This window comes from Citricoccus sp. CH26A (assembly GCF_000224415.1).
Classification (GTDB): Bacteria; Actinomycetota; Actinomycetes; order Actinomycetales; family Micrococcaceae; genus Citricoccus.
Map to the genome: position 1 here is coordinate 42,744 of NZ_AFXQ01000005.1, position 21,146 is coordinate 63,889.

General features: G+C 71.4%; 17 protein-coding genes and 1 pseudogene. 11 read left to right on the forward strand and 7 right to left on the reverse strand.

The window, feature by feature from the left end; genetic code table 11:
• The first annotated feature begins 216 nt into the window (after nt 1–216).
• The 3 genes from CITRI_RS0104825 to CITRI_RS0104835 all read left to right on the forward strand — a co-directional run bounded on the left by CITRI_RS0104825 (nt 217) and on the right by CITRI_RS0104835 (nt 5,101).
• Nucleotides 217–2,439, forward strand: a complete 2,223-nt coding sequence (locus CITRI_RS0104825; protein ID WP_010143513.1) for a catalase — start codon at nt 217–219, stop codon at nt 2,437–2,439.
• Between the two features lie 283 nt (nt 2,440–2,722).
• Nucleotides 2,723–3,466, forward strand: a complete 744-nt coding sequence (locus tag CITRI_RS0104830) for an MBL fold metallo-hydrolase (RefSeq protein ID WP_010143514.1) — start codon at nt 2,723–2,725, stop codon at nt 3,464–3,466.
• A gap of 117 nt (nt 3,467–3,583) precedes the next feature.
• Nucleotides 3,584–5,101 (forward strand): YdiU family protein, encoded by a 1,518-nt coding sequence (locus CITRI_RS0104835; protein WP_010143516.1) that lies wholly within the window; start codon nt 3,584–3,586, stop codon nt 5,099–5,101.
• Nucleotides 5,102–5,120: 19 nt separating this feature from the next.
• Here CITRI_RS0104835 and CITRI_RS0104840 read toward each other — a convergent pair whose 3' ends face one another.
• The gene (locus CITRI_RS0104840; RefSeq protein WP_010143517.1) at nt 5,121–5,654 is read right to left on the reverse strand and encodes a metallophosphoesterase; all 534 of its coding nucleotides are present in this window, start codon (nt 5,652–5,654) and stop codon (nt 5,121–5,123) included.
• A gap of 116 nt (nt 5,655–5,770) precedes the next feature.
• On the opposite strand from CITRI_RS0104840, the gene treS reads away from it, so the two are divergent.
• From treS to CITRI_RS0104855, 3 genes are all read left to right on the forward strand, one after another.
• Nucleotides 5,771–8,032, forward strand: coding sequence for a maltose alpha-D-glucosyltransferase (gene treS, locus CITRI_RS0104845; protein WP_083843302.1), 2,262 nt, complete (start codon nt 5,771–5,773; stop codon nt 8,030–8,032).
• A gap of 144 nt (nt 8,033–8,176) precedes the next feature.
• Nucleotides 8,177–9,487: an O-acetylhomoserine aminocarboxypropyltransferase/cysteine synthase family protein gene (locus CITRI_RS0104850; RefSeq protein WP_010143519.1), complete on the forward strand. Its 1,311-nt coding sequence runs from the start codon at nt 8,177–8,179 to the stop codon at nt 9,485–9,487.
• Nucleotides 9,484–9,999, forward strand: a complete 516-nt coding sequence (locus tag CITRI_RS0104855; protein WP_010143520.1) for a CoA-binding protein — start codon at nt 9,484–9,486, stop codon at nt 9,997–9,999. The genes CITRI_RS0104850 and CITRI_RS0104855 overlap by 4 nt, the downstream gene beginning before the upstream one ends.
• A 66-nt stretch (nt 10,000–10,065) precedes the next feature.
• Here the strand turns inward: CITRI_RS0104855 and CITRI_RS20110 are convergent.
• Nucleotides 10,066–10,428: pseudogene (locus tag CITRI_RS20110) on the reverse strand (hypothetical protein); the annotation flags it as partial.
• A 106-nt stretch (nt 10,429–10,534) separates the two neighbouring features.
• Between CITRI_RS20110 and CITRI_RS0104865 the strand changes: the two are divergent.
• On the forward strand, nt 10,535–12,163 hold the full coding sequence (locus CITRI_RS0104865; RefSeq protein WP_010143522.1) for an ATP-dependent DNA helicase RecQ: 1,629 nt from the start codon (nt 10,535–10,537) through the stop codon (nt 12,161–12,163).
• A gap of 57 nt (nt 12,164–12,220) precedes the next feature.
• Here the strand turns inward: CITRI_RS0104865 and CITRI_RS0104870 are convergent, their stop codons facing one another.
• The 3 genes from CITRI_RS0104870 to CITRI_RS0104880 all read right to left on the reverse strand — a co-directional run bounded on the left by CITRI_RS0104870 (nt 12,221) and on the right by CITRI_RS0104880 (nt 14,139).
• On the reverse strand, nt 12,221–12,439 hold the full coding sequence (locus CITRI_RS0104870; protein WP_010143523.1) for a hypothetical protein: 219 nt from the start codon (nt 12,437–12,439) through the stop codon (nt 12,221–12,223).
• A 477-nt stretch (nt 12,440–12,916) separates the two neighbouring features.
• Nucleotides 12,917–13,705 (reverse strand): carbon-nitrogen hydrolase family protein, encoded by a 789-nt coding sequence (locus CITRI_RS0104875; protein ID WP_010143525.1) that lies wholly within the window; start codon nt 13,703–13,705, stop codon nt 12,917–12,919.
• Nucleotides 13,706–13,746: 41 nt separating this feature from the next.
• The gene (locus CITRI_RS0104880; RefSeq protein WP_010143526.1) at nt 13,747–14,139 is read right to left on the reverse strand and encodes an SRPBCC family protein; all 393 of its coding nucleotides are present in this window, start codon (nt 14,137–14,139) and stop codon (nt 13,747–13,749) included.
• A gap of 137 nt (nt 14,140–14,276) precedes the next feature.
• On the opposite strand from CITRI_RS0104880, the gene CITRI_RS0104885 reads away from it, so the two are divergent.
• Both CITRI_RS0104885 and CITRI_RS0104890 read left to right on the forward strand, forming a co-directional pair.
• The gene (locus tag CITRI_RS0104885) at nt 14,277–16,022 is read left to right on the forward strand and encodes an FAD-dependent monooxygenase (protein ID WP_010143527.1); all 1,746 of its coding nucleotides are present in this window, start codon (nt 14,277–14,279) and stop codon (nt 16,020–16,022) included.
• On the forward strand, nt 16,019–16,879 hold the full coding sequence (locus CITRI_RS0104890; protein WP_237708988.1) for an alpha/beta fold hydrolase: 861 nt from the start codon (nt 16,019–16,021) through the stop codon (nt 16,877–16,879). Before CITRI_RS0104885 ends, CITRI_RS0104890 begins: the two co-directional genes overlap by 4 nt.
• Nucleotides 16,880–16,888: 9 nt before the next feature.
• On the opposite strand, the gene CITRI_RS0104895 is transcribed toward CITRI_RS0104890, so the two are convergent.
• Complete coding sequence (locus CITRI_RS0104895) at nt 16,889–18,184, reverse strand: adenylosuccinate synthase (protein WP_010143529.1); 1,296 nt, start codon at nt 18,182–18,184, stop codon at nt 16,889–16,891.
• 218 nt (nt 18,185–18,402) lie between these two features.
• A complete protein-coding gene (locus CITRI_RS0104900) occupies nt 18,403–18,837 on the reverse strand; it encodes an SRPBCC family protein (protein ID WP_010143530.1) in 435 nt (144 codons plus the stop codon).
• A 261-nt stretch (nt 18,838–19,098) separates the two neighbouring features.
• On the opposite strand from CITRI_RS0104900, the gene CITRI_RS0104905 reads away from it, so the two are divergent.
• Both CITRI_RS0104905 and CITRI_RS0104910 read left to right on the forward strand, forming a co-directional pair.
• Entirely contained in the window at nt 19,099–20,421 is a 1,323-nt protein-coding gene (locus CITRI_RS0104905) for a TIGR00366 family protein (protein ID WP_010143531.1), read from the forward strand.
• A gap of 130 nt (nt 20,422–20,551) precedes the next feature.
• The gene (locus CITRI_RS0104910) at nt 20,552–21,124 is read left to right on the forward strand and encodes a hypothetical protein (RefSeq protein ID WP_010143532.1); all 573 of its coding nucleotides are present in this window, start codon (nt 20,552–20,554) and stop codon (nt 21,122–21,124) included.
• The last annotated feature ends 22 nt before the right edge of the window (nt 21,125–21,146 follow it).

The window sequence follows — 21,146 nt, forward strand, 5'->3', positions numbered from 1 at the left end:
CGGACCACCCCGCCCCACCCCGGTGCCGGTACCGGCCCCATCGTCTCCCTCGCGCCCATCGTCCCACTCTCCCGACCTCACGCGCAGGACCCCGTCCGCGAGGTCTTGCCCGCAGGGCTCACCTGCCGCACACTTCCCGCCGGTCACTTCTGGCCAAGACCCCCCGCCCCCTGTCTACGGTGGTCGGAGCCCTTACCTACGGCGAAAGGCAACACCATGTCCGAGAACCCCAAGATCCCCGGCACCCCGGGCCCGGTCCCGCCCCCGCTGGAGGAGCCCACGACTCCGGCCGGCCCGTTGCCACCGAAGCCGGACCAGACGGGACCCGCCACGGTCTCACCCACCGGTCAGGAGACCGGTGCCCCGCAGGAGAAGATGGCCCAGGGCGGGGAGTTCCTCACCACCGCGCACGGCGCCCGGCTGAAGGACTCGGACCACGCGTTGCGCGCCGGGCCCCGGGGACCCCTCCTGTTGCAGGACCACCACTTCCGCGAGAAGATCAGCCACTTCGACCACGAGCGCATCCCCGAGCGGGTGGTGCACGCCCGCGGTGCCGGCGCCCACGGCGTGTTCCGCGGCTACGGCACGGCGGCGAAGATCTGCCGGGCGGGGGTCTTCGAGAAGGACAAGGAGACCGAGGTCTTCGTCCGCTTCTCCACAGTGGTCGGTTCGCGCGGCTCCATGGACGTGGCCCGTGACACCCGCGGCTTCGCCACCAAGTTCTACACGGACGAGGGCACCTGGGACCTGGTCGGCAACAACATGCCGGTGTTCTTCATCCAGGACGCCATCAAGTTCCCGGACGTGGTGCACGCGGTCAAGCCGCACCCGGACCGGGAGATCCCGCAGGCCCAGTCCGCCCATGACACCTTCTGGGACTTCGTCTCCCTCCACACGGAGGCCCAGCACCACACGATCTGGAACATGTCCGATCGCGGCATCCCGCGGTCCTACCGGATGATGGAGGGCTTCGGCGTCCACACCTTCCGACTGATCGCCCAGGACGGGTCCACGGTGCTGGTGAAGTTCCACTGGAAGCCGAAGCTGGGCGTGCACTCGGTCACGTGGGAGGAGGCGCAGATCATCAACGGCGCCGATCCGGACTACCACCGCCGGGACCTGGCGGACGCGATCGAGGCGGGCGCGTTCCCGGAGTGGGAGCTGGGCGTGCAGGTCTTCGAGGACAACGAGGACCAGATGTTCGCCGGGATCGACCTGCTGGATCCCACGAAGATCGTCCCGGAGGAACTGGCGCCCGTCGAGCCGATCGGACTGCTGACCCTGAACCGCAACACCTCGAACTTCTTCGCCGAGACCGAGCAGGTGGCGTTCAACCCGAACAACCTCATCCCCGGCATCGACGTCACCAACGACCCGCTGCTGCAGGGCCGGCTCTTCTCCTACCTGGACACCCAGATCACCCGCCTCGGCGGCCCCAACTGGAACCAGCTGCCCATCAACCGCCCGCACGCGGAGGTCAATGACATGCTCCGGGACGGCATGCACCAGACCGCCGTGCACACCGGAGTGGCCCCCTACCGCCCGAACACCCTGGACGGGAACAACCCGTTCGAGACCCCCGACGGCGAGCGGCCCTTCATCGACCATCCCGCCCCGGTGGCCGCCTCGGTGAAGGAACGGGCGCTGCCCGCCACCTTCGACGACCACTTCAGCCAGGCCCGGTTGTTCTTCCGGTCCCTGACCGAGGTGGAGCGCGAGCACGTGGCCCAGGCCTACACCTTCGAGCTCGGCAAGTGCTACGAACAGGCCATCCGCGAGCGCCAGTTGCGCGCCCTGGCCAACATCGACACCACGCTGGCCCAGGTCGTCGCCGAGGGGCTGGGCCTTCCGGCGCCGAAGCCGTCCGAGGCCCCGGCCGACGTCGAGCCTTCACCGGCGCTGGCGCAGGTCGGCGGTGAGTGGCCGCTGGCCGGCCGTCAGGTGGGGATCATCGTCGGCGAGGACGTGGACACCGGTGAGCTGGCCGATGCGGTCGCCGCGGTGGACAAGGCCGGGATGGTGCCCCTGGTGGTCGCCCCGTCCGGTGGCGAGGCCGCCACCCGGCTGCTGGGCAAGGACGTGGTCGCGCAGCGCACCTACCTGACGGCGGCGTCCGTGGAGTTCGACGCCGTCCTGCTCGCCTCGGCCACGCCGCCCGCCCCGGACGCGGCGCACGGCCTGGACGCCAAGGCCGCCGCTCCCGGGCCGGAGGGCGTGGACCCGCGGGTGGCCAAGCTGCTCGGCGAGGCGTGGCGTCACGCCAAGGCGATCGCCGCCTTCGGTACGGGCCAGGAGGTGCTCCGGGCCACGGCCATGCAGGACACCGCGGGCGTGGTGACCGCCAAGGGTGGCGCCGCGGCCGTCCAGGAGCTGATCGCACTGATGCCGGCCCACCGGGCCTGGCACCGCTTCCCCACCACGGGCAGGTTCGCCGATTGAGCCGGGGGAACCGGCCGCCGGGTGGGTGGCGCTGATTGTCAGGCGATACCCAGCCGGCACCCGGCCGGTTCCCACGACCGTCGCCTACGGTGGGAAGCACCTCATCAAGGTGCGAGTGATGACAGAGGGCCCCGGGCCCGGCGATGCGTTCCCCTCACGCAGCCGGACTACCCGGGGCCCTGCCCTTGCCGGTGCTTGGCGGCCGCTCCTCCCCCGCCCCCTCCTTCCCCCTACGGTGGGGAACAGTGACCGCAGGACACCCCCGGAGGACACAGGAGGAACCATGTTGACCCAGGACATCGCCCCCGGCGTACACCTGATCGACCACGCGCACGTCAACTGCTACCTGGTCGAGGACGACGACGGCGTGACCCTGGTCGACGCCGGACTGCCCGGGGTCTGGACCGAACTGGGCCGGGCGATCCGCGCGATCGGCCGCCGCCCGGAGGAGGTCAGGGCGCTCGTGCTCACCCATGCGCACTTCGACCACGTGGGAGTGGCCCGGCGCCTCGTGCACCGCCTGGGCGTACCGGTGTACGCGCACCGCGCCGAGCGCACGCTGGCCGCGCACCCCTACCGGTACGCCCACGAGAACCCCCGCGCCGCCTACCCGCTGAAGCACCCCCGGGCCGTGCCGATCCTCACGGCCATGCTGGCCGGCGGCGCCCTGGCCGTGAAGGGCACACGGGTCACGGACGACCTCGAGGCCGGGGACATCGTGCCGGTGCCCGGCAGGCCCCGGGTCGTCGAGAGCCCGGGCCACACCCACGGCCACTGTGCCCTGCACCTGCCGGACCGCGACGTGCTGCTGAGCGGGGACGCCCTTGTGACCCTGGACCCCTACACCGGGGAGACCGGCCCGCGGATCGTGGCGGGTGCGGCCACCGCGGACAGCGCCCTGGCGCTGCGCTCACTCGACGCGCTGGCGGCCACCGGCGCCACGCTCGTCCTGCCCGGTCACGGTGAACCCTGGCGCGGCGGCGTGGCCTCCGCTGTGGAGGAGGCCCGGCGGCACGGTGCCGCCTGAGCCGTCCCGCGGTCGGTCACCCGGCCGTGTCCGCCCGACCCATCCGATCCGCCCGATCCCGGACGGGGTCCGGCCACCCCCTCGTGACGGGGTCCGGACCATGACTACGCTGGACGCATGAGCCGCACCACCCCCGCCCTCGCCCTGCAGGCTCGATTCGCCACCGACCTGCCCGAACTGGCGATCCCGTGGCGTGCCGAGGACACCCCGGAGCCCCGGTTGCTGGTCCTCAACGAGCCGCTGGCCGCGGAGCTCGGGCTGGACGCGGAGTGGCTGCGCACCCCCGAGGGGCTGCGGTTCCTCACCGGCACCGGCATGGGTCCCGACGCCGGCACTGCCGCGAGTGCGGGGGGCACCTCCCCCGTCGCACTCGGCACGCCCGTCGCCCAGGCCTACGCCGGACACCAGTTCGGGGTGTACGTCCCGCGCCTCGGAGACGGTCGCGCCCTGCTGCTCGGTGAACTGGGCGCCGGGAACGGCGATCACGGACACCTGCGGGACCTGCACCTCAAGGGATCGGGGCCCACGCCCTTCGCCCGCGGCGGGGACGGCCGGGCCGCCGTCGGACCCATGCTGCGCGAGTACGTCGTCAGCGAGGCGATGCACGCCCTGGGCATCCCGAGCACCCGCTCCCTGGCGGTGGTCGGCACCGGACGGAGCGTGCTGCGCGAGGACGGGCCGCTGCCGGGGGCGCTGCTCGCCCGGGTGGCGGCCAGCCACCTGCGGGTGGGCAGCTTCCAGTACGCCCGCAGTCTCGAGGACCCCACCGTGCTGCGCCGCCTGACCGGGCACGCGATCGCCCGGCACCACCCGGAGGCCGCGGACGCGGACAACCCACCCCTGGCCCTGTTCCGGGAGGTGGTCTCGGCCCAGGCCTCGCTCGTGGCGCAGTGGTTGCTGGTGGGTTTCGTCCACGGGGTGATGAACACGGACAACATGACCATCTCGGGCGAGACCATCGACTACGGGCCGTGCGCCTTCATGGACAGCTTCGACCGCGCGGCCGTCTACAGCTCCATCGACACGGCCGGACGCTACGCCTACGGGAACCAGCCCGCGATCGCCCAGTGGAACCTGGCCCGTTTCGCCGAGGCCCTGCTGCCGGAACTCCACGAGGACCCGAACGTGGCGGTCGAGCTCGTCACGGCCGTCCTGGAGGAGTTCTCCGGCCGGTTCAGCGACGCCTTCGCGGCCGGGATGCGCCGCAAGCTCGGGCTGGACGCGGACGTCGACGCCCAGGTGTCCGGCCCGCTGGCCGACAAACTGCTCGCCCTGCTGCAGCAGGACCACGTCGACCTCACCGGGTTCTTCCGCCGGCTGGGCCAGGCCGCGCGCGGCGACGCCGGGCCGGCCCAGGCGGTGTTCACGGACCGGCCCGCCTTCGACGCCTGGCTCCAGCGGTGGCGGGCCCTGGCGCCGGACCCGGACCTGATGGACCGGTCCAATCCCGTCTACATCCCGCGCAACCACCTCGTGGAGGAGGCGCTCGCCGCGGCGCAGGCGGACGACGTCGGGCCCCTGGAGGGCCTGCTGGCGGCCGTGACGCGGCCGTTCGAGGAGCGGCCCGGGCTCGAGCGCTACGCCGAGGGCCCGCCCGAGGACTTCGGTCGCTACCGCACCTTCTGCGGCACCTGAGGCCCCGGTCGACCGACGGTCACGGAGTGCGGTCCACCGGGACCACCCGAACCTCGGCGAGCCGGCCGTCCTGTACGAGCGCGGTCATCATGGTGCACCGGGGCTGACGCCGGCGGTCCGTGGGCGAACCGGGGTTGAGCAGCCGAAGCCCCGGGTTCGCCGTGTCCGCCCCGGCCACGGTGTCCCAGGGGATGTGACTGTGGCCGAAGACCAGGACGTCCACGTCGCCGAAGGCCAGCGCCATCCGGCGCTCGCGCCCGCGGGCCGCGCCGGTCTCGTGCGTCATCGCGAACCGGACGCCGCCGATCTCCACGCGCGCCACCTCCGGGAGACGCTCGCGCAGTCCGGGCCCGTCGTTGTTGCCCCACACGCCCACCAACCGGCGGGCCCGGGACTCCAGCTCGTCCAGCACCTCCGGGACCTGCCAGTCCCCGGCGTGGAAGACGACGTCGGCCTCGTCGACCGCCTGCCACACCTGGGCCGGCAGGGCGCGCGCCCGGTTGGGGACGTGGGTGTCGGCCAGGAGCAGGAGGCGGACCGGGGCGGTGGACATGGGGCAAGGTTAGCGCCGGCCGCAGGGGTGTCCGGTGGCAGACGGCGCTCAGCACTGCAAGGATGAGTCCTGACTGCGCGCAGCACTGCCGGGCGTGGTCACGTGACCCTCGTGACATGGAAGGAGACCGGGTGCCCATTCCCGAGACCGATTCCCAGGGTGACGGGGGCGTCCCCGCGGACATCCCCGTGCCCACCGCCGACGTGGACACCCCCGCGGACGTCAACTATGACGAGGTCTTCTACCCGGCCCGGCCCCGTGCCGCCCGTCCGAGGGCGCGCCGCAACCAGCAGTTCGGGGCGGCCAAGCCTCCCTTCGAACCGGTGGGGACGAACCCGGCCTACGTCCAGTGGCTGCGCGGGCAGTCCATGCTGGGGGACGCCAAGACGCTGGGCCGCCAGCTGTCCGGCCAGGCCAGCATGTGGCAGCACGCCTACGCCCGCCCCGATCCGCGGCGCGCCGTGGAGGCCGCCAGCGTGTGGGTGACCTCGTATCCGCTGGCCGTCATCACGGAACCCGGGCAGTCCTTCCTGGGCGCCCTGGGCAAGCCCGCCCTGTGGGACGCCTTCGCGCAGATCGGCATCACCGCGATCCACACCGGTCCCCTGAAACGGGCCGGGGGGCTGGACGGATGGAATTACACCCCCAGCGTGGACGGCCATTTCGACCGCATCAGCATGGCCATCGATCCCCTGTTCGGCACCGAGGACGAGTTCCGCGCGATGTGCGCCGTGGCCAGGGACCGTGGCGGGACGGTCATCGATGACATCGTGCCCGGTCACACCGGCAAGGGCGCGGATTTCCGGCTGGCCGAGATGAACTACCGGGACTATCCCGGCCTGTTCCACATGATCGACATCCCGGAGTCGGACTGGCACCTGCTGCCCGAGGTCCCCGCCGGGAAGGACTCGGCCAATCTCGACCGGGAGTCCGAGCGCGCCCTGCAGGACGCGGGGTACATCATCGGGGAGCTGCAGCGGGTGATCTTCTACGAGCCCGGGGTCAAGGAGACCAACTGGAGTGCGACCCGGCCCGTGCTGGACACCGAGGGCACACTGCACCGCTGGGTCTACCTGCACTACTTCAAGGACGGGCAGCCGTCCCTGAACTGGCTCGACCCGACGTTCTCGGGCATGCGCATGGTGATGGGTGACGCGCTGCACTCCCTGCTGGACCTGGGCGCCGGTGCGCTGCGCCTGGACGCCAACGGTTTCCTGGGCGTGGAGAAGGGGGCGGACCAGGGGGCCGGCTGGTCCGAGGGCCATCCCCTGTCCGAGGCGGCGAACCAGCTCCTGGGGTCCATGGTGCGCAAGGTCGGCGGCTTCACCTTCCAGGAGTTGAACCTGTCCATCGACGACATCAAGACGACGTCCATGACCGGCCCGGACCTGTCCTACGACTTCGTCACGCGGCCGGCCTACCACCATGCCCTCGTCACGCAGGACACGGAGTTCCTGAGGCTGACCCTGCGCGAGGCCCTGGCCATCGGCGTCGACGCCGCCAGCCTGGTTCACGCCCTGCAGAACCACGACGAGCTCACCTACGAGCTCATCCACTTCGCCGTGCGGCACCGGGACCGGGAGTTCGAGCTCGGCGGGCGGACCCTCACCGGCGGGGAGCTCGCGGAGCACATCCAGTCGACCCTGCGCGAGCGGATCACCGGGCCGGCGGCTCCCTACAACCTGACCTTCACGACCAACGGGATCGCGTGCACGACGGCCAGCGTGGTCACCGCGGCCCTGGGGATCACCGACCTGGACCAGATCAGCGACGACCAGCTCGAGCAGGTCCGCCGCGGACACCTGCTGCTGGCGATGTACAACTCCCTGCAGCCCGGGGTCTTCGCCCTGTCCGGGTGGGACCTGCGGGGTGTGCTCCCGGTGCCCCGGGAGCAGGTCGCCGAGCTGATCGCCCAGGGAGACACCCGGTGGATCAACCGCGGTGCTCACAACCTGATGGGCATGGCCCCCGAATCCCGGTCCTCCGGCTCCGGCCTCCCCCGCGCCCGGAGCCTGTACGCGCCGATCCCGGACCAGTTGACCGACGAGGACTCCTTCGCCCGCCGGCTCGCACGCATCCTCGAGGTCCGGAAGGAGCACGGCATCGCCGCCGGGGAGCTCCTCGACGTCGCGACCGCGTCCCACCCCGCGCTGCTGGCCCTGGTGCAGCGCACCGCGACCGGGCAGTTGGCGGTCACCGTGCTGAATTTCTCCACGGACATCGTCACGGCCACGGTCCGGTCGGACCACCTCGCCCAGGACAGCGTGGTGATCGATGCCTTCACCGAGGAGGTCTGCGGGACCGTCGGCGGGGACCAGGACTTCGAGATCACACTTCCGGCGCACGAGGGGACGCTCCTGATCCTCGAGACGCCGTGATGCGCGCCTGACGCTGCCGGGTCATCTTTCGTCCTCCAGTTGCCCGGATCGGGCCGGCGTCGGGAACAATGGGACGAAACGGGACCGGGACGCGGTCAGCACCGCGCGGCCGACCGGCCCCACCCCCTTGCTGGAAGGACCCCCGTGGCAGAACACCAGTTCGGCTTCCGTACCCGCGCCCTGCACGCCGGCGCCGTCCCCGACGCCGTGCACGGATCCCGCGCCGTGCCGATCCACCAGACCACTTCCTACGTCTTCGAGTCCGCCCAGGACGCCGCGAACCTGTTCGCGCTGCAGAAGTACGGCAATATCTACTCCCGGATCGGCAACCCCACGGTCGCCGCGTTCGAGGAGCGGATGGCCTCGCTGGAGGGCGGCATCGGGGCGGTCGCGACGGCGTCCGGCATGGCCGCGGAGTTCGTCACCTTCGCTGCCCTCTGTCAGGCGGGGGACCACATCGTGGCCTCCTCCAAGCTCTACGGCGGCACCATCACCCAGCTCGACGTCTCGCTGCGCCGGTTCGGGATCGAGACCACGTTCGTGAACTCGATGGAGGCCGAGGACTTCGCCGCGGCCATCCAGCCGAACACCAAGGCCGTCTACACCGAGGTCGTGGCCAACCCCTCCGGGGACATCGTGGACCTGCCCGGCCTGGCCAGGGTGGCCCACGCCGCCGGCGTCCCGCTCGTGGTGGACTCCACGCTGACCCCGCCGTACCTGATCCGCCCGTTCGAGCACGGGGCGGACATCATCATCCACTCGGCCACCAAGTTCCTCGGCGGGCACGGCACCACCCTGGGCGGCGTCGTCGTCGAGTCCGGGCTCTTCCCGTGGGACAACGGCAGGTTCCCGTCCATGACCGAGCCGGTCCCCTCCTACGGGGACGTCTCCTGGTGGGGCAACTTCGGCGAGTACGGCTTCCTGACCAAGCTGCGCTCGGAGCAGCTGCGTGACTTCGGCCCTGCCCTCGCGCCGGCCTCGGCCCAGCAGCTGATGATCGGCATCGAGACCCTGGCCCAGCGCATGGACGCCCACCTGGCCAACGCCCAGCGGGTGGCCGAGTGGCTCGAGGCCGACGATCGGGTCAGCTGGGTCAACTACGCGGGCCTGCCGTCCCACCCCCACTACGAGCGGGGCAGGGAGCTGCTGCCGCTGGGCGTGGGCTCCGTGTTCAGCTTCGGCGTGAAGGGCGGGCGCGACGCCGGGGCCGAGTTCATCTCGAACCTGCAGCTGGCCAGCCACCTGGCCAACATCGGCGACGCCAAGACCCTCGTGCTGCACCCGGCCTCCACCACGCACCAGCAGCTGACCGCCGAGCAGCTCGTGGCCGGCGGCATCCCGGAGGACCTGATCCGCATCTCGGTGGGCATCGAGGACGTCGAGGACATCCTCTGGGACCTGGACCAGGCCCTGGAGGCCGCCGTGAACGCCGCCCTGAAGGAGGCCGCCAAGTGAGCACCGTTCTGCCCGACCGCACCTGGACCGGACCGTCCGCGCCGGAGCGCCTGGCGCTGCTGCGCCAGACCGAGTCGATCGCCATCGTCGGCGCCTCGGACAAGCCCGCCCGCGCGTCGTACTTCGTGGCGACCTACCTGCTGTCCTCGACCACCTTCCGGGTCTACTTCGTCAATCCGATCCTGGCCGAGCAGGGCAAGCAGATCCTCGGCCACCCGGTGTACGCCTCGCTGAAGGACCTGCCGGAGGTCCCGGACCTCGTGGAGGTCTTCCGCAAGTCCGAGGACACCCCGGGCATCGTGGAGGAGTCCCGCGAGGCCGGTGCGAAGGCCGTCTGGCTGCAGCTGGGCATCTGGAACGAGGAGGCCGCCCACCTGGCGGAGTCCCACGGGATGGACATCGTGATGGACCGCTGCGTGAAGATCGAGCACGCCCGCTTCCACGGCGGCCTGAACCTCGCCGGCTTCAACACCGGCGTGATCTCCTCCCGGCGCCAGGAACTGGACCGCTGATCCCGCCGGCGGCGGCCGCGCCCCGTCTCGGGGCGGCCGCCGCCGATGGGCCCCTCATGGGCCCGGTCAGAAGGTCAGCAGCGACTTGACCACTCCGGCGGGCCCCCTCATCGGGACGAGACGGGCCACGGCCTTGACGTTGTCCAGTCGCTTGGGCCGGAGGTTTCGCGCCCTCTGCAGTTCGCCGTGCTGGGCGCCCAGCACGATCACGGCCCCGGCGAAGGCGGGGATGGTCCACTGCAGCAGCCGAAGCTGCTCCTGGGCCTCCTGCAGCTCCGGGGAGGCGGTGAGCGAGGGTTCGGTGGCGCCCTGAGCACCCTGCTGGGTCACGTAGCGGCCCTTGTTCTCCCAGAGGATCGGCGCCCAGGTGCCCAGGTGCGCGGCGAAGGCCGCTGTCTACACGGGTGCCCAGCGCTTCCAGCCCAGGCTGAAAGGCCCCTCACCCGAACGGCCCGCGTTCACCGGGTTCCAGCGCCATGACTGCGGCTGCCAGACACGGGGGCCTTCCCACCGGCCGGTCTCCTAGAGTGAGGGGATGACGACGACTCCGACGGACGTCCACCGGCTCGCCCACGAGGTCTTCGGCTGGGAGGAATTGCGCCCCAGCCAGGCCGAGGCGGTGGAGGCCGCGGTGTCCGGCCGGGACGTGCTCGCCGTGATGCCGACCGGTTACGGGAAGTCGGCCGTCTACCAGTTGGCCGCGCTGATGGCGGACGGGCCCTGCGTGGTCGTCTCCCCGCTGATCGCCCTGCAGGCGGACCAGCGCGACGGCCTCAATGAGCTGGCCGAGAGGGCCCCGACGCACGCGGTGGCCATCAACTCCTCCGTCCCCGCCCGCGAACAGGAGAGTGCCTGGCAGGCCCTGGAGGACGGGGCGGCGAAGTTCGTGTTCCTGACGCCCGAACAGCTGGCCAAGGACGCAGTCCTGGAGCGGTTGCGGGCCCTCCGTCCGGCTTTCCTCGTGGTGGACGAGGCGCACTGCGTCTCCTCCTGGGGCCATGACTTCCGGCCGGACTACCTGCGCCTCGGCGCCTCCCGGGACCGGATGGGCTCACCGGTCATCATCGCGCTCACCGCCACCGCCTCGACCCCGGTACGGGAGGAGATCGTGGAGGGGCTGGTCCTGTCCGATCCGTTCGTCATCGCTCTGGGCTTCGACCGGCCCAACCTGCACCTGGCCGTGCACCGGCACCACGAGGACCACCACAAGCACGAGGCCGTCCTGGAGCAGGTGGCCGGCCTGCCGCGCCCGGGACTGCTCTACACGGCCACGCGTCGCGCGGCCGAGGACTACGCCGAACGCCTCGCCGAGCGTGGCCTGACGGCCCGGGCCTATCACGCCGGCCAGAAGACCGCGCTGCGGGATGAGACCCTGGAGCTGTTCCTGGACGGCGGACTGGACGTGGTGGTGGCGACCAGCGCATTCGGCATGGGGATCGACAAGGCGGACGTGCGGTTCGTGGTGCACGCCGACATCACCGACTCCCTGGACACCTACTACCAGGAGGCCGGCCGCGCCGGACGCGACGGCGAGGACGCCCGGGTGGTGTTGCACTACCGCAGCGAGGATCTCGGCCTGCGCAGCTTCTTCAGCTCCCAGCAGGCGGACCAGGAGGTGGTGAGCGCCGTCGTCAGGGAACTGCAGCGAGCGGACGGCCCGGTGCGGCTGACCCACCTGAAGGAGGCCGTGGAGGTGAGCGCCCGGCGTGTCACCGGCACGGTCAACCTGCTGCAGGCCGCCGGCGCCGTGGCCTCCACCCGGGAGGGACTGCTGCTGATGGACAGGGTGGGTCCGAAGACGGCTGCACGGCTGGCCGAGGAGACGGCCGAGCGGCTGGAGCGGATTGACCGCTCACGCATCGAGATGATGCGCGGGTACGCCGAGACGGACGGGTGCCGCCGCCAGTACCTACTGGGATACTTCGGCGAGGAACTCGCGGACCCCTGCGGCAACTGCGACAACTGCGATGACGGCACCGCCGTGGACCTGACGCACGACGACGACCGGTTCCCCCTGCAGAGCGCGGTGACCCACCGGGAGTGGGGACCGGGGATCGTGATGAGCGTGGACGAGGACCGCCTCACCGTGCTGTTCGAGGAGCAGGGCTACCGGACCCTGTCCCGGGATGCCGTGGAGGAACAGGACCTGCTCCACCCGGCATGAGCCCGTGCCCCCGGCAGCAGACGCGAACGCGTGCCGGGGGCGCGGGATGCGGCGGGGTCAGGGCCGGCGGGTCGTGCCCGAGGGGCCGCCGCGGCCGAGGAAGCGCTGGGCCATGCCGATGAGCCCGCTCGATCCCGACCGACGGCGTCCGCCCTGGGCACCCCGGTTCTTCGTGCCGTACTGGCGCAGGGCGTCCGTGCCCTGGCCGATGAGCCGCCGCCCCTCCGGGCTGTTGGCGTAGTTGCGGGCCCGGTTGAACAGGTTCTTCAATGCCATGGTGTCCTCCTGATGGTCGTCGGCTGGACGGTAGTCCCCGAGTATTGCCTCTATGGGACCGATGCGCCAAGGAGGTCGGACCGGGGCTCCGCTCCGACCGGGGGCACGAGCAGGGCCCCGGGTATCCGGCTGCGGAGGGGAATCGCATACGCCGGGCCCGGGGCCCCTGTCATCACTCGCACCTTCATCACTCGCACCTTGATGAGGCTCCTTCAGCGTAGGGGCCGTACTTGTGGGGAAACCGGGTGGAGACTGTGAGATCGCTGGCAGTCCTGGCAGGAGGGCAGCGGCTGAGGACTGCCCTGCGCCTCAGGACATGGCAGGGCCCCGGGTAGTCCGGCTGCGTGAGGGGAACGCAATCATGCCGGGCCCGGGGCCCTCTGTCATCACTCGCACCTTGATGAGGTGGCTCCAGCCTAGGAAGCAGACGTGAGAATGGACCGGATACCAGCTGGGAGGTTGCTGGGAGCGGTCCCGTCAGCCGAGGATGTCGGTCCGGCGGTTGGCCAGCACGGGCAGGAAGGACCGGACCTCGTCGATGCGCTCCCGGGTGACGTCGGCGGTGGCGATCGCCTCGCCCTCCTCGGTGAGGGACGCCACGGGGATGGCCAGCGGGTCCACGATCGTCGAGTGCCCGATGGTGGTGTCACTGCGGGTGTCGGCGGCCACCACCCAGACGGTGTTCTCCACCGCGCGGGCCTTGAGCAGGGTCTGCCAGTGATCGACCTTGTGGTCGCCCGCGAACCAGGCGGCCGGCACCAGCAGCACGTCGGCCCCGCCCACGGCCAGGGCCCGGGCCACCTCGGGGAAGCGCAGGTCGTAACAGGTCATCATGCCGAAACGCAGCCCGCCGATCTCCACGACGGACAGGTCCCGCACGCCCGGGGTGATCCGGTCGGACTCCTTGTACTTGAAGGCGTCGTAGAGGTGCATCTTGCGGTACTTGTCCATGATCCTGCCGGTGGCGTCCACCGCGACGAGCGTGTTGAACGGCCGGTCGGTGCCCGAGGGCTCGTACCCGCCGGCGACGATGGCGATCTGCAGGTCCGCGGCGATCCGGGTGAGGTCGCGCACGAAGCTGGACCAGCCGGCGTCGACGGACTCGGCGAACGAGCCGGCCACGTGCCGGACCGTGAACATGGACTCCTCGGGGAACAGGATGAGCCCGGCCCCGTCGTCCCGGGCCTGGCGCGCCAGCCGTTCCATGGTGGCGACGTTCTCTGCGGCCACTCCGGTGGGGCGGAATTGTCCGACGCTGATCCTCATGGGCCCGTGCTCCTCGACTTCTCCGGCGGTGTCCTCCCACCCTAGTCCCCGGCCGGCCGGACCAGCCGGCGCAGGGGCCATCGCGTAAACGGCGCGTAGGGCGCCACCAGCACCCCGGGCCCGTCCAGGTCGACGCCGGCCCGGGTGCCGGTGCCCTCGGCCGCCAGGTCGTGGAACAGGATGAGCCGGCTGCCGGGCACCCACACGGTCCAGGACCAGGTGCACCGCGCCGGGTCGACGGAATCGATCCGGAACGGCACCCTGAGGCCCGCGGGCCCGTGGACGGTCCCCCGGGCCCCGGGGTGGATCACCTCGCCGTCGGCCTCGACCCGGCGGATGTGCGGCGCCCACCCCGGCCAGGCGTCGAACCGCTGGTACCGCGTCCATGCCACCTCCGGTGAGACGGCCCCGTGGACCTCGACGCGACGATGCATGCGGCCATCGTGCCAGTGCACGGGCCGGCGCGGAAGGTCCGGGCCCGTAGCGGGTCCCGCCGGGGACGGAGGAGCACCCTGCGGGGCAAGCGCCCCCGCCCATGGAACGGCGACGGGCCCCGCCCTACCCTGAGGTCATGCCTGCTGCCGGCACCCCGGATCCCCTCGCGTCCTCCCCGCGCTCCTCCCCGCCTCCACGCGCCGTGGCCACGGACGTGCTCGTCGTGGGCGCCGGACCCACCGGGCTGATGGCAGGGGCCTGGTGTGCCCGGCTCGGGCTGCGGGCCGTCGTCGTGGACGCCAAGGCCGGGCCGACCCGCGAGTCCCGCGCCCTGGGCCTGCAGTCCCGCTCGTTGGAGGTGTATCGGCAACTCGGGCTGGCGGATGCCGTGGAGCGGGCGGCCGTCCCGGCCCGTGACATCAGTCCCGGCATCGGCCGCAGGCTGCTCGGCACCGTGCACTTGGACCAGGTGGGCCACCGGATCACGCCGTTCCCGGGACTGCACATCCTGGAGCAGAGCGCGAACGAACGGATCCTCGCCGAGCACCTGGCCACTCTGGGGCGACCGGTCGCCTGGGGGTACTCCTTCCGGTCCCTGGAGACGACGCCGGAGGGCCGGGCCGTGGTCGATCTCGAGTCCTCCGCCGGTCCGGTGAGGGTCCGTGCCCGGTACGTCATCGCCGCCGACGGCGCCTCCTCCCCCGTCCGGCACGCGCTGGGGACGGACTTCGAGGGGACCACCAGCCCGTTCGAGTTCTACGTGCTGGACGCGCTCGGCGTGCACGGGACCGGTGACGGCATCGAGGTCCACTTCTCGGCGGAGCACTTCGCGCTCTGCTTCCCGATGGGCCGGGACGAGCAGGGCCGGCGCCGGGCCCGGCTCCTGGGCATCCTGCGCGCGCCCGGGGCCGGCTCGGAGGCGCCCGACGCCGGCCCGCGCGCGATCGAGGCCCGGGCTCGGCCCATCCTGTCCGGCACGTTCGGCATCACCTACGCGGACACCGCGTGGGCCAGCCGCTACCGGGTGCACCACCGGGTGGCGGCCGCCTTCCGCACCGGCGCCGTGTTCCTAGCCGGTGACGCCGCCCACATCCACTCCCCCGTGGGGGCCCAGGGGATGAACACCGGCCTGCAGGACGCACAGAACCTGGTGTGCCTGCTCGCCGACGTCATCGCCGGCCGTGCGGACGAGGCGGCACTGGACCGCTACGAGACCGAGCGCCGGCCCGTGGCGCTGACCCTGACTCGCACCACCGACCGCGTGTTCGCGGCGGTGACCTCCCTGAGTCCGGTGGCCAGGATCGTTCGCTCGGTGGTGGTCCCGGTGGTGCTGCCCGTGGTGCTCCGGCTGATACCCCGGTCACCGGCGGGCGGCCGGTTCTTCGGCTACCTCTCCCAGGTCAGGATCCATTACTGGATGGGGCCGGGTGGCAGGCCCGCTCCGGGCCAGCGACGTGGGCGGGTGCTGGGCCGTCGCCTGCCCTGGGTGCCCGACGCCGGCCACGCCGGTCCGGTGCCCGGCGGCGACGGGCGCGGGGACAACCACGAGGCCCTCAACCACCCGGTGTGGCAGGTGCACGCCTACGGACCGGCCGCCGTGCGGGGCGCCCGCGAGCTGGCCGAACGGCACCGGGACAAGGCCGCCGGCGTGGCCCGGCCGACGTCGGGAGGACGGCCCTCCCGCGCGGACCCGGAGCGGGGTGCCGGGGAACCGGAGGCGCCGGAGCTGCCGGTGTACGCATTCCGGGCGGCACCGGAGCAGGGGCTGCCCGACGGGACCGCCGTGCTCGTCCGCCCGGACGGCTTCGTCGCGGAGGTGCTGAGCGCGCCCGCACCGGAATCCGTGCCTTCCCGCCCCGTGGCGAGTACCTTACGGACGTGACGGCGAAGCCACGGACCCGGGAGGTCGTCATGGGACGGCATGTGCAGGCGGGTGATGTGCGGGTCTGGACCGAGCAGGTCGGTGACGGGCCCGACGTGCTGCTGATCGGCGGGCTCGGGGACACGGTGGAGTCGTGGCAGTTCCAGTTGGACGGGCTGGCGGACCGCTACCGGATCACCGCGTTCGACAACCGCGGTGCCGGGCGGACGGCGAGGCCGCCTGGAGAACTGACCCTCGCGGCGATCGCCGACGATGCGGCCGCGGTGCTGGATTCACTGGACATCGACTCGGCCCACGTGGCCGGGTTCTCCGGCGGGAGCCTCATCGCCCAGGAACTGGCACTGCGGCACCCCCACCGGGTGCGCAGCCTGGTGCTGCAGAGCACCTTCGCCGCCGCCGACGAGTACATGCGGACCCAGTTCCGGGCCCTTCACTGGCAGGCCGAGCTAGCTCCGGGTCCGCGGGAATTCCTGGAGGGCTTCTTCATCTGGGTGTACACCCCCAGGGCCCACAACGACGGGACGGTGGCCCGCTTCATCGACGACGTCATGGTGTTCCCCTACCCACAGGGCACCGAGGACTTCCGCGCGTTCGCCGACGCCTGCCTCGCCCATGATGCGCGGGGCCGGCTGGGCGGGATCTCCGTCCCGACGCTCGTGCTGGCCGGCGGTGCGGACGCGCTCACCCGCCCGGACCTGGGCCGGGCGGTCGCCGCGGAGATCCCCGGCGCCCTGTTCGAGGTGATGGACGGCGAGGCGCACCAGCCGTTCCAGGAGGTCCCGGAGGCCTGGAACGCCCGGGTGCATGCCTTCTGGCAGGACACCGGGCGGCAGTCTGCGGACCCGGGGCGGGGCTGACCCCGGGGGTCAGTCCTCGATGAGGTCGCGGACCTGGACCACCTGGTCGCGGCCGGGGCCCACGCCGATCGCGGAGATCCGGGTGCCGGACATCTTCTCCAGGGCCAGGACGTAGTCACGTGCGTTGGCCGGCAGGTCGTCCATCGTGCGGGCGCCGGAGATGTCCTCGGTCCAGCCGTCGAAGTACTCGTAGACCGGCTGGGCGTGGTGGAACTCGGTCTGGGTCATCGGCATGTCGTCGTGCCGCACCCCGTCCACCTCATAGGCCACGCACACCGGGATTCGCTCGATGCCGGTGAGCACGTCCAGCTTCGTCACGAAGTAGTCGGTGAAGCCGTTGATGCGGGTGGCGTGGCGGGCCATGACGGCGTCGTACCACCCGGTGCGGCGGGGCCGGCCGGTGTTCACGCCGAACTCGCCGCCCACGGTGCGCAACCGGGTGCCCATGCCGTCCTCGTCGAACAGCTCGGTGGGGAAGGGGCCGGAGCCCACGCGGGTGGTGTAGGCCTTGACGATCCCGATGGTGCGGGTGAAGCGGGTCGGGCCGATGCCGGCGCCCACGGAGGCCCCGCCCGCCGTCGGGTTGGAGCTGGTGACGAACGGGTAGGTGCCGTGGTCCACGTCCAGGTAGGTGGCCTGGCCGCCCTCCATCAGCACGACCTTGCCCTCGTCCAGGGCGTCGTTGAGCAGGATCGTCGAGTCCACGACCATCGGGCGCAGCCGCTCGGCGAAGGACAGGAAGTACTCGGCGATCTCGTCCACCGTGATGGCCCGGCGGTTGTAGAGCTTGACCAGCAGCTCGTTCTTCTGCCGCAGGGCGCCCTCGATCTTCTGCCGCAGGATCGACTCGTCGAACACGTCCTGGACGCGGATGCCCAGGCGCCCGACCTTGTCCATGTAGGTGGGGCCGATGCCGCGGCCGGTGGTGCCGATGGCGCGCTTGCCGAGGAAGCGCTCGGTCACCTTGTCCATGGTCTGGTGGTACGGGGCCACCAGGTGGGCATTGGCGGAGATGCGCAGGTGGTCACAGCGCTGGCCGCGGGACTCGAGGCCGTCGATCTCCTCGAACAGTGCCTCGAGGTTCACCACCACGCCGTTGCCGATCACGGGCACGGCGTTCGGGGACAGGATGCCGGCCGGCAGCAGCTTCAGCTCGAACTTCTCGCCGCCCACGACCACGGTGTGCCCGGCGTTGTTGCCGCCGTTGGGCTTGACCACGTAGTCGACCCGGCCGCCGAGCAGATCGGTGGCCTTGCCCTTGCCTTCGTCGCCCCACTGGGCGCCGACGATCGCGATTGCTGGCATGAGTGCATCTCTCCTGAGCAGGCCGGAGGGATGTTCCCGCCCGGCCCTCGACATGGAAAACGCCCCCGGCGAGCGGTCCGACGGGGTCATCCCGGGACTCGACCGTGTGGTACATCACCTGAGGGCCTTACATCGGGAGTTTACCAGCCGTCGCCGGGGCCCTCCCGACGACGGCCACGCACCGTCACGCCGCACGACGCCGTGGGACCGCCGCCGGACTAGGGGGCCTTCTCCGCGTAGGCGCGGAACTCCTCCAGCTGGGTGGCCTCGGCGTCGGCGAGCGCGGTGGCCAGGTCCTCGGCCTCGTCGTGCAGGTCCTGGACGGAGCGAACGGCCACCCGCAGCTGCACCCGGGTCCAGTCACCGTCCGGGAGCAACAGGTAGCCGTACTCCACGCGCAGGTCCGAGTCGTCCGTGCCGTTGACCATGGTCAGGCCGTGGCCCGGGTCGAACGTGGACAGGGTGTACTGGCGTTCGTGCCCGCCGGCCACATAGGTGAGCTCCTGGCCCGGGCCCACCGGCCCGTTGACGTGCATCTCGTCCACTCCGGGCAGCCAGACGGGCGCGGCCGCCCAGTCCGTGAGCAGCTCCCAGACCCGCCCGGTGGGCAGGTGGACCACGATCTCGTCCTCGAGGGCGGTGAACGTCTCCATGCCTGAATCCTGACGGGCGACGCCGGGGGACGGAAGGGCGCATGGGCGGGCGATCCTGGGTGACCGGGAAGGGGTGGATTGACCGGGGCATGGTCCCTCCATACCGTGAGAGGCGTCACGCTCGAGGCTGCAGGATCCCCTGCACGCCCCACCTGCCCGCCGCCGGGATACGGCGGCAGATGAGGAGACCGCACCATGTCCAGCGCGCCCGGTAGCACCGAGACCCGTCCTCGCAAGGAGGGGACGCCCCTGTCCCGGGCCATGCGCCCCATCAACAACGTGGTGGAGCGGTTCATCCCCTCCGCCCTCGTGTTCTCGATCGCCCTGACGTTCATCGTCGCGATCCTGGCCCTGATCCTCACCGACACCGGGCCGGCCGACCTGATCCTGTACTGGGGCGACGGCCTGGCCGGGCTGCTGTCCTTCATCACGCAGATGGCGCTGATCCTGCTGCTCGGGCACATCCTGGCCAACACGGGACCGGTCCGCCGGCTGCTCGCCTTCCTGGGGAGCGTCCCGAGCTCGCCGTTGATGGCGTACGTCTTCGTCTTCGTGGTGGCCGCCGTCGCCAGCCTCATCACGTGGGGCCTGGGGCTGGTGGTCGGCGGGCTGCTCGCCCGGGAGGTCGCCTACCAGGGCCGCGAGCGCGGGATGAAGCTGCACTTCCCCATGCTGGTGGCCTCGGGCTTCGCCGGGTTCGTGGTCTGGCACATGGGCTACTCGGCCTCCGGTCCCCTGACGGCCGCGACGGAGGGCTCGTTCCTCATCGAACCGCTGGGCGGGGAGACGCTGCCGATCACCGAGACCGTCTTCTCCTCGTGGAACATGATCGCCGCCGTCGCGACCATCCTGGTGGTGGGCCTGGCCCTGTTCCTGGTGGCCCCGCGCCCCGGGGACAGGATCAAGGAACTGGAGATCGACGCCCGGGAGCACGCCGACGACGGACAGGAGGAGATCGTCACCCCGGCCGACCGGCTGGACGCCAGCCGGGTGGTGACCCTGCTGCTGGGCCTGATGCTCACGGCCTACCTGGTCCTGCACTTCGCCCAGGGCGGCACGCTGACCCTGGACACCGTGAACTGGTCCTTCCTGGCCCTGATCCTGCTCCTGGTGCGCAACCCCTTCGAGTTGATCGCCCTGACGAAGAACGCCGCCTCCAACGTGGGCGAGATCCTGCTGCAGTTCCCCCTCTACGCGGGCATCCTGGGCCTGATGACCGGTTCCGGACTGATCCAGGTGTTCTCGGACGCCTTCGTGGCGATCTCCACCCCGGTCACCTTCGGGTTGCTGGCCTTCCTGTCCGCGGGCCTGGTGAACTTCTTCGTCCCCTCGGGCGGCGGACAGTTCGCGGTGCAGGGCCCGATCATGCTCTCGGCCGGCGCCGAGCTCGGCGTGGACCCGGCGGTCACGATCATGGCGGTGTCCTACGGTGACCAGTGGACCAACATGGTCCAGCCGTTCTGGGCCATTCCGCTGCTGGCGATCGCCGGGCTGAAGATGCGGGACATCCTGGGGTACACCACGGTGGTGCTGATCGCCTCCGGCCTGGTCTTCGGCGGGACGCTGTTGCTCGTCTCGCTGTAGGGGCCCGGGGGTGATCCCCGGGGTGGACACGGTCGGCGGCGCGCGGGCTTGAAAAAGTTAGCAGTACGTTGCTAACTTTGTTAACCGGCAGGCACCACCGCTGCCAGGGACATCAACGCGAGGAGACACCATGGCTGCAACCACCACCGCCGACCAGGCCCAGGCCACCGCCGACCAGGCCACCCAGACCACCACCACCATGCTGGAGGAGACCCTCGATCGCTTCGAGGAGAACTCCGAGCGCCTCACCCAGATGGTCGAGGACGCCGCCAAGCGCTTCGAGGAGAACTCCGAGCGCGTCAAGGCGTTCAACACCGAGATGATGGAGTCGGCCAAGGCCAACAGCCGCGTCGTCGTCGACAACTACGCCAAGGCCGCCAAGATGGCCGAGGAGACCACCAAGCGCCTCCAGGAGAACTCCGAGCACGTCGCCAAGATGACCCAGGAGGCCGCCAAGAGCTTCCAGGAGAACTCCGCGCGGGTGCACGAGGTCAACTCGGCGATGATGGACTCCTCCAAGTCCGGCAGCCGCCTCGTCGTGGACAACTACGCCCAGGCCGCCCGCAGCGTGTTCGCCGTGCAGCGCCAGATGGTCGACGCCGCCCAGGTCCAGTGGGTCCAGGACGCCGCCGTCACCCAGATCCGGTTCGCCGAGGACGTCACCGCCGCGTGGACCCGGGCCGCCCGCGCACTGCTGAAGTGAACTGAGCGGCACTGACCTGACG

Bases quoted from the DNA above. Each gene is read 5' to 3' on its own strand.
- CITRI_RS0104825 (WP_010143513.1), top strand. From the start codon at position 217: ATGTCCGAGAACCCCAAGATCCCCGGCACCCCGGGCCCGGTCCCGCCC.
- CITRI_RS0104830 (WP_010143514.1), top strand. From the start codon at position 2,723: ATGTTGACCCAGGACATCGCCCCCGGCGTACACCTGATCGACCACGCG.
- CITRI_RS0104835 (WP_010143516.1), top strand. From the start codon at position 3,584: ATGAGCCGCACCACCCCCGCCCTCGCCCTGCAGGCTCGATTCGCCACC.
- CITRI_RS0104840 (WP_010143517.1), bottom strand. From the start codon at position 5,654: ATGTCCACCGCCCCGGTCCGCCTCCTGCTCCTGGCCGACACCCACGTC.
- treS (WP_083843302.1), top strand. From the start codon at position 5,771: ATGGAAGGAGACCGGGTGCCCATTCCCGAGACCGATTCCCAGGGTGAC.
- CITRI_RS0104865 (WP_010143522.1), top strand. From the start codon at position 10,535: ATGACGACGACTCCGACGGACGTCCACCGGCTCGCCCACGAGGTCTTC.
- CITRI_RS0104870 (WP_010143523.1), bottom strand. From the start codon at position 12,439: ATGGCATTGAAGAACCTGTTCAACCGGGCCCGCAACTACGCCAACAGC.
- CITRI_RS0104875 (WP_010143525.1), bottom strand. From the start codon at position 13,705: ATGAGGATCAGCGTCGGACAATTCCGCCCCACCGGAGTGGCCGCAGAG.
- CITRI_RS0104880 (WP_010143526.1), bottom strand. From the start codon at position 14,139: ATGCATCGTCGCGTCGAGGTCCACGGGGCCGTCTCACCGGAGGTGGCA.
- CITRI_RS0104885 (WP_010143527.1), top strand. From the start codon at position 14,277: ATGCCTGCTGCCGGCACCCCGGATCCCCTCGCGTCCTCCCCGCGCTCC.
- CITRI_RS0104895 (WP_010143529.1), bottom strand. From the start codon at position 18,184: ATGCCAGCAATCGCGATCGTCGGCGCCCAGTGGGGCGACGAAGGCAAG.
- CITRI_RS0104900 (WP_010143530.1), bottom strand. From the start codon at position 18,837: ATGGAGACGTTCACCGCCCTCGAGGACGAGATCGTGGTCCACCTGCCC.
- CITRI_RS0104905 (WP_010143531.1), top strand. From the start codon at position 19,099: ATGCGCCCCATCAACAACGTGGTGGAGCGGTTCATCCCCTCCGCCCTC.
- CITRI_RS0104910 (WP_010143532.1), top strand. From the start codon at position 20,552: ATGGCTGCAACCACCACCGCCGACCAGGCCCAGGCCACCGCCGACCAG.